The sequence below is a fragment of the Pseudomonas sp. 5P_5.1_Bac1 genome, from assembly GCF_025466015.1.
In the GTDB taxonomy this organism is placed as follows: domain Bacteria; phylum Pseudomonadota; class Gammaproteobacteria; order Pseudomonadales; family Pseudomonadaceae; genus Aquipseudomonas.
In genome coordinates, this window is record NZ_JANLNX010000014.1 from 72,912 (window position 1) to 87,447 (window position 14,536).

At 57.2% G+C, this 14,536-nt stretch carries 10 protein-coding genes; 2 read left to right on the top strand and 8 right to left on the bottom strand.

What is annotated here, in order from left to right; genetic code table 11:
* Positions 1-61 precede the first annotated feature (61 nt).
* Entirely contained in the window at positions 62-1,045 is a 984-nt protein-coding gene (locus tag NTD82_RS02820) for a DNA cytosine methyltransferase (RefSeq protein WP_262127657.1), read from the top strand.
* 43 nt (positions 1,046-1,088) lie between these two features.
* Here NTD82_RS02820 and NTD82_RS02825 read toward each other — a convergent pair whose 3' ends face one another.
* Complete coding sequence (locus NTD82_RS02825; protein WP_262127658.1) at positions 1,089-2,471, bottom strand: hypothetical protein; 1,383 nt, start codon at positions 2,469-2,471, stop codon at positions 1,089-1,091.
* 4 nt (positions 2,472-2,475) lie between these two features.
* The gene (locus NTD82_RS02830) at positions 2,476-4,611 is read right to left on the bottom strand and encodes an ATP-binding protein (RefSeq protein ID WP_262127659.1); all 2,136 of its coding nucleotides are present in this window, start codon (positions 4,609-4,611) and stop codon (positions 2,476-2,478) included.
* A gap of 234 nt (positions 4,612-4,845) precedes the next feature.
* Between NTD82_RS02830 and NTD82_RS02835 the strand changes: the two genes are divergently transcribed.
* Complete coding sequence (locus tag NTD82_RS02835) at positions 4,846-5,721, top strand: LysR substrate-binding domain-containing protein (protein WP_262127660.1); 876 nt, start codon at positions 4,846-4,848, stop codon at positions 5,719-5,721.
* A gap of 15 nt (positions 5,722-5,736) precedes the next feature.
* Here NTD82_RS02835 and NTD82_RS02840 read toward each other — a convergent pair whose 3' ends face one another.
* The 6 genes from NTD82_RS02840 to NTD82_RS02865 form a co-directional block, all read right to left on the bottom strand.
* On the bottom strand, positions 5,737-6,018 hold the full coding sequence (locus NTD82_RS02840; RefSeq protein ID WP_262127661.1) for a type II toxin-antitoxin system RelE family toxin: 282 nt from the start codon (positions 6,016-6,018) through the stop codon (positions 5,737-5,739).
* Positions 6,008-6,253 carry a type II toxin-antitoxin system prevent-host-death family antitoxin gene (locus tag NTD82_RS02845; protein WP_095159245.1) on the bottom strand — a complete coding sequence of 82 codons (246 nt, stop codon included), beginning with the start codon at positions 6,251-6,253 and terminating at the stop codon, positions 6,008-6,010. The genes NTD82_RS02840 and NTD82_RS02845 overlap by 11 nt, the downstream gene beginning before the upstream one ends.
* 128 nt (positions 6,254-6,381) lie before the next feature.
* A complete protein-coding gene (locus tag NTD82_RS02850; RefSeq protein ID WP_110970898.1) occupies positions 6,382-7,215 on the bottom strand; it encodes a bifunctional allantoicase/(S)-ureidoglycine aminohydrolase in 834 nt (277 codons plus the stop codon).
* Between the two features lie 132 nt (positions 7,216-7,347).
* A complete protein-coding gene (locus NTD82_RS02855) occupies positions 7,348-7,995 on the bottom strand; it encodes an START domain-containing protein (protein ID WP_262127662.1) in 648 nt (215 codons plus the stop codon).
* Positions 7,996-8,122: 127 nt separating this feature from the next.
* Complete coding sequence (locus NTD82_RS02860) at positions 8,123-10,063, bottom strand: autotransporter outer membrane beta-barrel domain-containing protein (protein ID WP_262127663.1); 1,941 nt, start codon at positions 10,061-10,063, stop codon at positions 8,123-8,125.
* A gap of 213 nt (positions 10,064-10,276) precedes the next feature.
* Positions 10,277-14,536 (bottom strand): AAA family ATPase, encoded by a 4,260-nt coding sequence (locus tag NTD82_RS02865; protein ID WP_262127664.1) that lies wholly within the window; start codon positions 14,534-14,536, stop codon positions 10,277-10,279.

Genomic DNA, 14,536 nt, shown 5'->3' on the forward strand with positions numbered 1-14,536 from the left:
AAGTTACATTCTGCCGAGAGCTTTGTGCTTAGCCAAGCAGATAAGAACGGAAGGTTGTTCAATGGATCAAATTCGCGCTTTTGACATGTTCTGTGGGGCTGGGGGGGCCAGCCTAGGAGCTAGGGAAGCGGGCGCTACGATTGTTGGAGGGGTGGATCTCTGGGGGCCGGCAGTAGACTCCTTCAGACTCAATTTTCCTGATGCGCATGTCTTCGAGGAGGACTTACGTATCCTTAGTCCCGAAGCTGTATTGGAGAAAACAGGTCCAATTGACCTTCTCATATCTTCCCCTGAATGTACTCATCATACTTGCGCCCGGGGCGCAAAGCCTCGCTCAAATGAAAGTCGTGACACCGCGTTCCAGGTGATTCGCTATGCCGAAGTTATGAAGCCTCGTTGGATAACTCTGGAAAACGTAATACAGATGAGACCATGGTACAGATATGATGAGTTGAAAGCAGAACTTACTCGTTTGAACTATACAATCCACGAGCAAATAATAGATGCGTCTCGTTTTGGTGTTCCCCAGCGCCGTCGTCGTCTTTTCATGATTGCGGAGTTGAACGGCCAAGCTGAAAAAATAGAACCTATTAATACAAAGCATCAAAGTGTTTGGGATATCTTAGCTCCTGAGGGTAAATATAAAATGACTCTTTTGAGGTCCCCTCGACGTGCTAAAGGTACACTTGAGCGGGCTGCGCGTGCAATATTAGAGTTAGGAGAAAGCAAACCTTTCCTTATTGTCTATTATGGCTCAGATGGTGCAGGAGGGTGGCAGCGAATGGATGAACCCTTGCGTACAGTTACAACTGTTGATCGCTTCGCGTATGTTAAGCCGACTATGAGCGGGCACATGATGCGGATGCTTCAGCCTGATGAATTACGTAAAGCCATGGGTTTTCCTGAAAATTATATTTTTCCGGCGGTCACGCGCCGGGAGAAAGTGAAGCTAATGGGGAACGCAGTTTGTTCGCCTGTAATGGAGGCGATTGTTTCTGATTTTTTTGTGCGTATGAAAAAAGAAAGTAAAAAGTCAGCAGCTTAATTTTGTTGGCTCCCCACCAAGCGTTAGGCTTGGTGGGGGGTAATTAAGAAAATCGCATGACCCCAGGGCGACGAGTATAGGTAGTATAGTGGTGCGAGAGCTCTTCGATAGTGGCCCGTCTTAGTCGCATCGTTGCTTCGAATGGTAGATTTTTGGCGGCACTAGACGGTATGGCCAGAAAGCGGCGGCAAGATGCGACTAGCATTTTTTCTTTTCCGTCATGATCAATAATGCCGATGCGATGCAACGCATCTCTAGCTAAATTTCCGTTATCAAATATGAAACGATGATAGTCTCTGTCGGCCAAGACGCCTAATAAATAGCGCTGTGTTACAACTTTTCCTTGGACGTCATCGCACTCGGGGGTTAGAGATATGAGGCACGGAACGACATGCTCTAATAATTTTACGTCCTTTCTCGCTTCATCTGAAATCACTCTATCTTTTCCTGGTACGATAAATTCATCAAAAAGAAGAGATCGCCACTTTGAAGCAAAACACGTCGCTATAAAATTATCAAAGTCGTCGGGCTTTATTGTGGATACAGTCCCTCTGAAATGATGTTGGGTGTTGTTTTTTTCCAAGTTTTCCACTAGGTAAAAAGAATGTAGCTTGGCTGTACTTACGCCCGATGGTAAAGAGAGTCTTTTTTGTTCATCTAACTTATCCTTTATTATTTTTATGGCGTTTGCACTTGGGTCGGGGAGCGAATATCTAAGCTGATCTTCAACTATTGGAAGGAGGGCGTTATCGAGGGCTTTGAAAGGGTCGTTTTTTGCCGCTGTGCGCCCAATGGCCTCTTGTGCTAAGTATGAAATAAGTTCTAGCCAGCGTTCATTCTGAACTGTGGTGTTTGGATCCCTGGAGAGTTTGAAGAGGCTGTTGGTTGCAAAGTTTGCAGCTAAAAAAGCACGCTCTTCCCATTCCATGACGGCTTTTAAAATTGGACATTTTTCAATTTCTGAGAAGATTAGATTTTTGAATATTTCTTGATTGTCGTCATCTACTTCTTCTGCGTAATCATCAAAACCAGTAAGAACATTTTTTTTATCAATAAATCCAAAGAAGACCGGCAGTTGGATGCCTAAATCATCTGCGCGATCTATCAAATTTTGAACGATCTCTTCTTCGTCATGCGCATTCTTTGACCAAAGAATCAATCCGTAAGGGCCATCCTGTACTACGTCCTTAAGAAATGGGCCAAGTATACCGACATTATCTACCCCGCTTATGGCGCTCATAGGAGTGAGGTGTATATCGGAAAAAACTAGCCTTACGCCATTACATGGTGAGGGTGGGGGGTTAATAATTCCGGCGTCAGTGTGATATCCGATTGCACCAAATCCGGCTCTTCCAAGTGCTCGGATGATGATATCGAGATGTTTTTGTTGGTCGTCAATAACAACAACTCTTGAAAAGGGCTTCATTTTTCTATTCCTTGAACTGTAGAACTATTGCAGCGCCGTCGTAATTCTTAGAGAACTTGAAGTCGTCACGAAGATCATCGGCAGAGCATACAAGTAGATTTCCTTGCATTGACTCCATTACAAGACGTGCATAGTAGATGCCAAGACCCATACCACCAGATTTGGTTGTTGCGAACGGTTTGCCGATTGACTCTTCGGGCAATTGGAAGCCAGGTCCATTGTCGATAACTGCGATTTGACCCTCTTTCGTCTCAGGGTCCCATGAGGAAAGAATTAGAATTGCAGCGCTAAGAGGGCTGCTGTCCCTTTCTTTTCTATATCGCGACCAGTAGATGGCGTTGTCGACAATATTTCCTAGTGCGCCCAGCATTAGGTTGATTGGTCCCTTCAAGTTGAAATTGATGGACTTTTCAATGTCAGCGAGCCAGTTGGAGACTACCACATCATGTCTAGGAAAACGGTGCTCATGTAGTTTGAGTACTCGCTTAACTAGTTCTTCTGCCGGTATGGATTTATTTTTTTCTCTCTTTAGTAGTGGCTTGAAGGTATCAAGTAAGCTTCTTAGATGGTTAACGGTTTTTTGTATTGCTTCAGGGTTCACATTTTTCTCTAGCTGGTAGACAATTTTATCTACTCCATGAACCATTTCATGGAAGGCTAGGTTGATATTCATGGCGGCTACGCCAGAACTTGCCATTACTTGGCGATAGTTGTCAAGTTCGAGCTTTATAGACTTTAATGCGGGCTCTATTTCTTTTTGGATTTTATGTTTGGTTGCAGTTTTCTTAATGCTCTCCAGTGCTTCCTCTAAAGGAGGTATTTTTTCTTCTCCCTTTATGGCGATATCAAGTGTTTTTCGGTCATCTGTGTGCTGGCGCTCGAATTTCTCGAACACGCTCAGTGTTATGCGTCTCAGTTTTTTATAATATTCATTTTCGTCAAAGCCTTCTCGGTTTGTTTTTTCTTTGAGATGGTTGCTTTGTTGTAGGTCCAAGTTTACGTAGGAGACTATGCTGTTGGTTCCGAATTTTCCACCTGGTGTGTTTATTCGCCGAGTATTCAGGCGTAGCCAATCGTCACCAGGTTCGCCGTAGTTAAATACCCGGATATTATCTCTGTAGACTCTGACCCCCGATTGAGTAATAAGCCAATTTTTTAGTAGCTGAGAATTGCCCAATAACTTTAGGATTTCGGATCTCTGGTTAAAAGCATAAATTCGCCCGCTTATAGGTCCAATACCTTTTAGCTCTTCCGGGCTTAAAAAAATATGCTTATCTCGTTTTGCTGCTGCTGCTGTGGAAAGCTCGTTTTTATCCTCGGGGGCGAGTTCGAGCTTGCCAGTGTAGCGCTTGGCATGGCCTTTAAGTCTTTTAAAGTTAGGTGGGTTGAATATGTATGCAAACCGTAATATTCCGTCTTTATTGATTTTAAAGCTGAATTTCCAGGTCGCCGTGTGAAGAAGCTCCCCTATGTCGGGGAGGTCTTCTATATCCGACTCTCTTCCGGGTAAGTTTAGATTTACGTCGAATGAGTCGTTAGTCAGGAAAGGGTTGGACAGTGACTTTACTAAACGATACAACTCTCGGAGGTCTCTTCTTGACCATTCATTATTATGTAGGTCAGTGATTTCTATGCGTGTTCCTGAACTGTTTTTAAAGTATTTTGGCTGGGTATTTTGTTTGACTTTGACTTTGATGTTTTTATCAAGGTACTTCGAGCTGCTTATCAGGGTGTCCCAGTTTATTGAGAATTCAACCTCGTTGCCTGGATGTTCTCTTGTTACTATCTTTAGGTGTTTCCCGAGTTTTTGAACGGCGAGCCGACCTACGCCTTTTTCGCCCAGTGGGCTTCGATTAAAAATAGGAGATCTTTTTTTTCCGAACTCTGACCGTTTGGAATCTGTGCCAACCTCTAGCCAAGCATTGACTATAGTATCAAAGGACATCCCGGAGCCATTGTCCTCGACAATTATTTTCGGGGGGTCCTCGAATAGGCTCAGCGTTACCGACACCAAACTCGCATCTGCATCATAAGAATTCTTTACAAGTTCGAATACGGCTAGTCGGTCGTGGCCGATGAGCTGATCTCCAAGTAATCTTAGTATATGGCTTTGAACTTTAAGTTGATGACTTGATTCCATGTTTAAGCCTAGGTTGTTTGTATGTGGTATCTCTGTTAGCTATATTTCTACTAGAGGTAATAGGATCGATTGTATTTGATCTTGCTCATGAGGATGACTGGCGTGGCAAGTGGCCATTAACTGTATCGCGAGTCTCATAAAAGTCAAAGGGTGCATCAGTGCTGTTGCGAACGATTGTTCAGCAGAGGAGACCATGCTAGAAAGCTAGCCTCTATTCGCTTTCTTAATGATCGTATGCCCCCCATTCCAAACCCCACTAGAACCCTCTTCGACCTCGACCTCCTTCGCGCGGTGGTCGTGGTCGCCGACTGCGGCAGTTTCACCACCGCCGCTTCCCGTCTGCATTCGACCCAATCCACCATCAGCCAGAAGGTCCGCCGCCTTGAGGAGATGGTCGGCCATCGCCTGCTGGAGCGTGGCAACCGCGAGGTTTTACCCACCGATGCGGGGCAGACGTTGCTCGGATACGCCCGGCATATGCTGGCGCTGAACGATCAGATGGCGGAGGCGCTGGCGGGGGCGACGGTGGGGGTGACGGTGCGGTTGGGGGTGCCGGAGGATTTTGTCGGCGGGCGGACGACAAATGTGTTGTCGGCGTTCAATCGCAAACATCCGCAGGTGAAGCTGGAGGTGACCAGTGGCCTGTGCCGGGATATCAGCCAGAGCTACGAGAACGGCGAACTGGACCTGGTGTTGCTGAAGCAGCGGCGCAATGGGCGCGAAGGGGTGGTGAGCTGGCCGGAGGAGCTGGCCTGGATCGACAGTGCGAAGAACCCGGCGCTGCAACTGGACCCGATCCCGTTGGTGACGTTTCCGCCCCGTGGTCTGTACCGGGACGAGATCATCAGCGCCGTAGAAAGTCTGGGGCGGCGTTGGCGGATTGCGTTCACCAGTTCGAGTCTCAGCGGGATTCAGGCGGCGGTGGCGGATGGCATGGGCATCAGCCTGCTGCCGCCGCGCGCAGTGAGCGGGGATCATCGGGTGCTCGGGGTAACCGACGGGCTGCCGGTGGTGGACAGCTATGAAATCGTGATCGTGCATCGGCCGACGGCGGAGCCGATGGTGAAGGAGTTGGGCGCGGTGCTGGGGCGGTTGCTGGATCAGCAGTGAGCGGCTGTGCAGCGCTCAACGTGTCTTGGCGGACAGGTAAGCTTCGCCGCGCTCGCGCTTGCCGACGGAGACTACTACAACGACCACTCGGTCATCTTCGACGCGGTAAACCAGGCGATAGCCAGATGCTTTGAGTTTGATCGTGTAATGGCTCGGCATGTCGCGCAGCGCATCAGCCTGAACGCGGGGTGATTCGAGGCGTTCTCTGAGCTTCTTTTTGAGTTGGTCGCGAAGGGTATGCCCAAGCTTTTCCCATTCCTTCAGCGCTGAAGGGACGAACTCAAGGCTATAGGTCATCCAGATTCACCGGGATGGTTTCTTCTCCTGCGCGGGCCTTGGCGATTTCTACCAGTTCCAGGTCTTCAAGGCGCTCCATCATTGATTCGTAGAGCTCAGCCGGAACCATATAGCCCATGACGCGGTTATGGTTGAGCACCGCCACTGGCATTCCAGAAGCATTTGCCAGGACTGCGGAGGGGTTTTTCTTCAGTTCTGACACGCTGACCGCGACGTCGGCAAGAATGTTTTGCATATCAAAGCCCTCAATTCAGGTCGATATTCTGGTCTTCTGTGTTTTTCCAGGCAAGCACTCATTCGCCCACAAAAAAGCCCGCCGGGGAGGGCGGGCTTTTTCTGTTCAGGCTGCGAGAGTCGCGAGCATTAACGCTTGGGGTTCAGCGTCAGGTGCACGTTGCGGTTCACATCCTTGTACAGCAGGTAGCGGAACGGGCCCGGGCCGCCGGAGTAGCAGGCTTGTGGGCAGAAGGCGCGCAGCCACATGAAGTCGCCGGCTTCCACTTCGACCCAATCCTGGTTCAGGCGGTACACCGCTTTACCTTCCAGGACGTACAGGCCGTGTTCCATGACGTGGGTCTCAGCGAACGGAATGGTGCCGCCCGGCTGGAAGGTCACGATGTTGACGTGCATGTCGTGGCGCATGTCGGCCATGTCGACGAAGCGGGTGGTGACCCACGCGCCATCGGTGCCCGGCATCGGAATTGGAGCGATGTCCTGTTCGTTGGTGACGAACGCTTCCGGGTGCGGCAGGCCTTCTACGGTTTCGTAGTGCTTGCGGATCCAGTGGAAGGTGACATTGGCGTTGCTGTTGTTGCGCAGGCTCCACTCGGCAGCCGGCGGGATGAAGGCGTAGCCACCCGGTTTCAGGGTGTACGGCTTGCCTTGCAGGGTGATGTCGACTTCACCTTCGACGACGAACAGTACTGCTTCGGCGTTCTTGTCCAACTCAGGACGCTCGCTGCCGCCTTCCGGGGCAACTTCGACGATGTACTGGGAGAAGGTTTCAGCGAAACCGGACAGCGGGCGGGCAATGACCCACATGCGCATCTTGTCCCAGAACGGCAGGTGGCTGGTGACGATGTCACGCATCACGCCTTTGGGGATGACCGCGTAGGACTCGGTGAACATCGCACGGTCTGTCAGCAGCTCGGTCTGAGCCGGGTGCCCGCCGTGAGGGGCGAAGTAGGTTTTGGACATGGGAAGTCTCGGGGGTGTTTGTTGTTGTGTCCGCGGGACCGCCGGTGAGGGCGGTTCTACCGGGCTTGCGCTCCTACAATAGGAACAATGCTTCGCATCCACAAATTAAATGTTGGAATTCGTCGTATTCATTTACTGAATGGGCTCCGTTGGCTCGTCCGTTGAGTGGATGCCTTGGCGTTCGGCCACGGCGCGCAAGGTCTTCAGGGTGATGGTCGGGGCATCGATAACGAAGCGGTTGGCCAGCCAGGCGGGGATGTCGCCGGCGGGTTCGGCCTGCAGTTCGTAGGTGACTTCGGTTTCCCGTTCGCCCTTGGGAATCATCCTCCAGGTGCCTTGCAACTGGGTGACACGGATTTGTCCGGATTCCCGCGGCACCATGCCGGGCACGGCCGAGAGGTGGCGGATCAGGCTGCCGTCATCCCTCCGCTCGGTCTGCACCTTGAGCACCATGTCGCGGGTGGCGGCGGGCCAGGGCAGGGCGGTGGTGAGGTAGACCCAGGTGTTGTCGTCCTCGACCTTCAGCAGGCGCATGTCGGCGCAGGCGTACAGCCATTTGCAGGCGACACGGAGGTTTTCCTGGAGGTCGCTGAGGGTGCGCACGTCGGCCTTGATCAGGGCGACGCCCCGGAAGCTTTGGTAGTTGGAGTGGGGGACGTCTTGCAGGTAGACCTGGATGCCGTCTTCGTTGCTGGCCAGGTGCCAGGGCTCGGCGGCCTGGGTCGGCAGGGACAGGAGGATAAGCAGCAGGGTGGTCGTGAGGCCAGGGAGGCGGGGCATGGTGGGGATCCTGGCTGAGTGGTTGATTGAGGATAGGTCAGGTTGGCACTGCAATCGTGACGGTTTGGCGTCCCGACAAGCTGGCTCCTGCAGAACAGGAGCGAGCTTGCTTGCCATCACGCTTGTGTCAGAACAACCACTGCACCCCCAGCGAATACCCCGCCTGGTTCCCTTCGTCATGGGCAAAGCGTGTATTGGCTTCCGCGAACACCCCCAGTTGCTCGGTCACCATCAATTGCGCGCCCAATTGCGCGCGGCCGAAGTTTTTGTCCACGTCGCTCAGGTTGGCCACGCGCACCAGGCCGTCGGCGCGGCTGGTGAGGTCGATCTCGTCCAGCCGGCCATCGGCCAGTTCCCGCACCCAGCGCACGCTGGCGTAAGGCTTGAGGGCCATGCCGCCGAGGCCGAGGCTGCCGTGCAGGCGCCAGCCGAGGCTGGCTTCGAGGGTGTCGTAATCCTGTTTTTCGAAACCCAGGGCGGTGCGCAGCGCTTCGTCTTCATTGAAGTCGTCGATGCGGTAGTGGACGTAGTCGAGCCCGGCCACCGGGCCGGTCTTCAGCCCGCCGAAGGTGAAGTCATAGCCGCCGTCCACCCGCGCGCCCCAGAACAGCGCCGAGGTGTCGCCGGACAGGCGTTGGTCCAGCAGCACCGGGCCGCCGTTGGCCTGGATGAACACCGAGCGCTGGGTGTCGAAGCGGGTGTGCCCGGCGCTCAGTTCGCCGGCCAGCCATTGCGGACCGCCATCGTTGAGCAGCGCGAACGCGCCGACCTGCCAGGCGTCGCCTTCGACACGGCCGCCATGATCGAGGCTGTCGCGGCTGCGCTCGAAGCTCAGGCTGGCGCCGACGGTGACGGCCTGGCTCAGGCGGTAGTCGCCCAGCACGTGAACACCAAGGCGCTTCGATTCGGGATTGCCCGGCGCGTCGAAGCCGCTGTCGGGTGATACCTCGCCCTCGACACCCACTTCGCCATCGAAGCTGCCCACCGCGCGCTCGCTGCCCAGCACGCTCAGCCAGCGGCGGTCGTGCAGGCGGGTCATGGCCTGATGCTGGCGCTGCAACTGATCTTCCATCTGCCGCGCCATGGCGCCGCCGGACGCGGTGGAGGCGAGCAGGTCGGCGTTGGTCAGTTCCAGCACGAGACGGGTCAGCAGGCGCGAGAAGTCGCGCAGGCGCTGTTCGATGCGGGCCTCGCCGAAGGCGTTGGTGAGCACGGTTTGGTTGTCTTCCGCCGGGTCGTGCCAGGTGGAACCGCCGGGGATCGCTGGGTTGACGGTCTGCTCGTAGCCGTCGCGGTCGCCCAGTTCCCAGTGGGTGGCTTCGATGAACAGCACCGGCACGTTCAGGCCGTTGAAGCTTTCCCCGTCGCTGCAACAACCGGTGCCGGCGGGGTAGCTGCTGTTGAGGCCGGGGTTGGTGAACAGGTCGATCTTCAGTTCGCTGGCGATGCGCAGCAACTGGTCGCGGTAGGCGCCGAGGGCCGGGTTGGCGACGGCATTGCTGCCGGCGTGGGCGTACATCTTGTCGCCGGTGATCAGGCTGTCGAGGTTGATCATGCCCAGCAGGTTGGCGCGCTGGCTGTCGCTGAGTGAGGCGACGTAGGCGCGGGAGCCGCGCAGGCCTTCTTCCTCGGCGCCGAAGGCGACCACTTCCAGGCCATTCTCGAGGGCGATGCCGCCCAGGTTGCGGGCGATCTCGGTGAGCACCGCCGCGCCCGAGGCGTTGTCGTCCAGCCCTTGCAGGGTGGGGCGGCCGTAATAGGTATCGAAGTGGGCACCGAGCACCACATAGGTGCTGTTGCTGCCGGCGGCGGAGGCGATGACGTTCTGCGAATTGCGGGTGCCGGCCCAGGTGAAGTCCTGGCGGCTGGTCTGGTAGCCGAAGCCCAGTTGCGACTGCATCCAGTCGGCGGCGCCGGCGAAGTTGGCGGTGCCACGGTAACGACCGGGGTAATCGTTGATCAGGCGGTCCAGGGTCTGTCCGGCATATTCCCCATACTCGTAGGCACTGGCGCCCAGAGGCAGCAGTGAAGATCCGAGGGCTACAGCGATGGCTAGCGGTTTGAACACGGCACTTATCCTTAGGTGTCGGTAGGCGTGTGCATCTTGAAGATGCGTCGGCGTACCTACAGCAGGAAGTGGGCCGTTTTGTGACAGGTGTGAGGGCGTTGCGGGTCTGGCTGTGGGATTTGGCGAGTGCATCGCAAACCGGCGATGGAGGTCTGAAGCAAATGTTCCCACAAGTTTCAGTCGATCCTTGTGGGAACATTTTTTGCCGGCGGCTCAGTCCTCTTCGCAGCTTGCCAGGATGTCCTCCAGCGACGCGCGGGTTTCCTCGTCGAGCCCCTCCATCAGGCGGTTCATTACCGCCTCGCTGAACGGGGCGTCGCCGAAGCTCAAGGAGAAGGCGATCGCTTCCTTGACCTCAAGACTGCTGTCACCCGCCAGCATCAGCAGGATTTCCTCGTTGCTGGGCGGTGCATGGCTGCCGAACAGCTTTCTGGCCAGGGCGATCCGCACCTCTTCGCTGGCATCGTTGGCCAGGGTCTTCTGCGCCACGATCAGCAGGCGAGGCCCATAGCTGCTGCTCTTGTCGATCAGCGCCTTGCGCACCTTGATGTCGCTGTCCCGGGCCAGCGCCAGTTGCACGTGAGGTAACAACTGGGCGTTGCCCGCCAGGGCCACGCGCACACTGATTTCGCTGTTTATCAGCAGGCGCAGTTGCACGTCTTCGCTGAGTGCCCGGCCCCAGCGATTGCTGGGTTGCGCGGCCAGGGCCTTGCGCACGGTGACGGATTCGTCCTCGGCGAGGTGGTTTTGCAGGGCGAGGCTCAGGTGCGGGTGTTCGGCCAGCAAGGCGCGAATCTCGAACTCGCTGTCCTGGGCGAGCAGACCCTGGGCCAGCAATTTCAGGGCGTAGCCCGGGTGACCGTTGGCCCGCTTGAGCAGTTCGGTACGCACCTCTTCATGATTGTCCGCGGCCAGCGCTTGTTGGGTCCGCTTGCTGAGGTGCGGGTTGGCCGCCAGGTCGACACGAACGCTGTACGAGTGGTCGTCGCACAGGCGCTCCTCGATATCGGCGGGCAGCGGCTGGCTGCCGATCAGTGCCGAGCGCACGGTAACGGTGGAGTCCTTGGCCAGTTTTTGCGCCACGTCCAGCGCCAGCTTCGGGTTGGCCGCGAGCTTCGCGCGGACGGTGTACTCGGTGTGTGTTGCCAGCTTCCCTTGCAGCGCTGAATCGAGCGCCGGGTTGCCGGCAAGCACTTCCATCAGCGGTGCCGATTTGACCCAATTGCTGTGGTAATCGCTTTGCAAGTTCGCTGGCAGTTTGGCATTGCCCGCCAGGGCCAAGTCGACCTTCGACGGCTCGGGAATCACATACCAGGCGCTGTGCAGGGCGGGCGCCGGCGTCGCCTGAGCAAGCTCGCGCATCACGTCTTCGCCGAGGCTGGTGTTGCCGGCCAGGGTTTGCCGTACCTCGTCGAACTCGCTTCTGACCAACTGCGCATATTGCCCTTGCGTCAGGCTGGCATGCCGGGCCAGTTCGATCTGCACCGCCTTGACGTCCTTCAGCAATTCGGCGAACACCGGTGCGGTCAGTTCCAGGTTGCCTGCCAGATCGACACGCACCGCAATGTCAGGATCTTCCGCCAGGCGTGCCTGGACCGGGCCGCCCAGACTCAGGTTTCGCGCCAGCGCGCGACGTACATCAACCTCGCCGTCGACGGCAAGCTGCTGCTGGATGCTGGTGCCGATGCGGTAGTTGCGTGCGAGGTTTTCGCGCACCTGCACCGTGTCGCCTAGCAGTTTCACTTGCGAGTCTTCGTTGAGTTCGCAGTGCCAGGCAAATTGCTCGCGGACGCTCGGCTCGGGATCATTGACGATGCGTTGCTGCTGTTCGGCGGACAGTGCCGTGCACCAGATCAGCATGGCTTCGCGCACCTCGGTGTGCGGATCCTGCAGCAGGGTGTCGATGATCTGCGCGTTGATGGCATCGTTGCTGACCAGTTTCTCGCGCACCGCCGGGTCCGGGTCGCGGGCCAGCAGGCCGAGAATTTCGATGCTGGCGTGATCGTTGCCGGCCAGCGCCGCACGGACATCAGCGGATTCGCTTTGCACGAGGCTGCGTTGCAGCAGTGTCGAACCCAGGTTGCGGTTGGCGGCCAGTTCGATCTGCACCGTTTCGCTGTCCTTGGCCAGGTATTGCAGGGTCGCGCTGGCCAGGGCGGGGTGGCGGGCCAGGGTCTTGCGCACTTCAATGTGGCTGTCCTGGGCCAGCAACAATTGCGCGGGCGCACCGATGGCCGGGTTGCTGGCCAGTTGCAGGCGCACGTCCATGCCGTCGTTGGCCAGTTCCAGTTGCACCGAGTCGGGCAACGCGGCTTCACCGCCGCGTGAAGCCAGCGCCAGGTGCACTTCGGCGTCCTCATCCCGGGCCAGGTTCAGTTGTACCGCCTCGTTCAAGGCCGGCAGCCTGGCGAGGGTTTCGCGGACATCGGCCTCCGCGTCCCGCGACAACAGCGACTGCGCTTCGCTGGACAGCAGCGGATTGCCGGCCAAGGCCAGGCGCACGCTGTCCGCGCTGTCCTTGCTGAGCTGGCGCTGCGTGTCGTTGCCGATATGGCGGTTCTGCGCCAGGGCGCGCCGAACTTCGGCGTCCTTGTCCAGCAGCATTTCTCGCAGCAGCGGTTCGTGGCTGCTCTTCAGCGCCAGCAGGCGCCGGTGTTCGGGCTTCAATTTGAGGCGATGGAATTCGCTGGCCAGCAGGTCTTGCGGTGCCTGCGGGTGAACACAGGCCAGGTGCAGCAGGTCGAGGTCGAAGTCGGGATGGTCGTCCTCGATATTGATCCGCAGGGTCAGTACGCGCTCCGGGCAATTGGGGTTGCTGTACACCGCGATGCGGATGTCTTCGACCTGATCGCCCGCGAGTTTTTCCAGCAGGTCGTCCGGACAATCTTCACTTCTGGCCACTTCTTCGCGGCGCAGTGCGTTGACGCTGTCCGCCATCTGGATCATCTGCGCCACGCTCAGGCCGTCGCAGGCCGAGGCCGGCTTGAGCTTGAGTTTTTCGAACAGATCCTCGTACTTCGCCACTTGCTCACGCAGGGTTTCGCGCAGCGGTACGGTCAATTCGATAGCGGCTTCGACGTCCTCGAACTTCAGCGCGCGGCTGTCGAGGAAGGCGGCTTCCCGCGCCTCGTTGATGGCGTTCTGGATATCTGCGCCGGCGTAGTCGCGGCACTGGGTGACCAGCGTGCTGCGCTGCTCGGGCGTAAGTTCCAGCTCCTCGCCCTTGAGGTGGATATCGAGAATCGCCCCGCGCTCGGCGGCGTTGGGGAAACCGACATAAAACACTTCGTCGAAACGCCCCTTGCGCAGCAGTTCCGGGGGCAGGGCGGTGATGTTGTTGGCGGTGGCGATGACGAACACCGCGCCGGTCTTTTCCTGCATCCAGGTCAGGAAATAGCCGAACAGCCGCGACGACACTTCCGAGCCGCTGCCGCTGGTCATGCCGACGAAGGCTTTTTCCAGTTCATCGATCCAGAGGATGCACGGGCTGACCGACTCGGCCATGGTCAGGGCGCGGCGCATGTTGTGTTCGCTTTCGCCGACGTATTTGCCCAGCAGCGAGCCGATATCCAGGCGCAGCAGCGGCAACTGGAACAGGCCGGCCGCGGCCTTGGCGGTCAGCGATTTGCCGCAGCCGGGCATGCCGGCGATCAGCACGCCCTTGGGCGCCTGCACCCGCGCTTCATGCGCTTCGCCGAGGCGGCGGAAAATCTGCGCGCGGCGTCCCAGCCACAGCTTGAGGTTTTCCAGGCCGCCGATGTCCGTGGCGTTTTCGCTGACCCGGAGCATTTCCAGCACACCGCTCTTGGCGATGATCTGTTCCTTTTCGTGCTGGATCAGCGCCAGCGCGGCATCGTTGATCTGTTCGTGCTGCAGGCGGACCATCGCCAGCGCCGAGCGGATTTCTTCCTGGCTCAGGCCGCTGCAGGCGGCGTGCAGGCGCTGCCGGAGGTGTTCCGGCACCAGCAATTCCAGGTGCTGGCAGACGCTGTCGAGCTGGCTGCCGATTTCCTCGCCGCGGGGCAGCGGCAACGGCAGCAGGGTGATCTGCGCTTCGATCGGTGGCGGGATGTGCAGGGTTTCCGACACCAGCACCACGGCGGCCTTGCCGCGATGATGGCGCTGGATACGGTTGAGCAACTGCTTCAACCGGGCCACGGCCAGGGGCTGGTTTTCCAGGGCGCTGCGGGCGTCCTTGATGATGAACAGCTTGCCGTCCAGGTCGTCGTCGAGCAGCGCCGGCAGGCTGTCGGCCAGCTCGGTCTTCGCGCCCTGGCTGCCACGCGGTTGCTTGTTGAAGAAGTCGACCCAGCCGTAGCCGAGGTTCCACTCCTTGGGGTGCAGGTTCAGTTTTGCGGCGACGTCCTGGAGCATGGTGTCGACCCGGGCCTCTTCGCCGGAGTGGATGTACAGCCCCGGATACCCGGCGATCAGGTGGGATTTGATCTTGTCCTTGAGTTCGAGCAGGTTCAT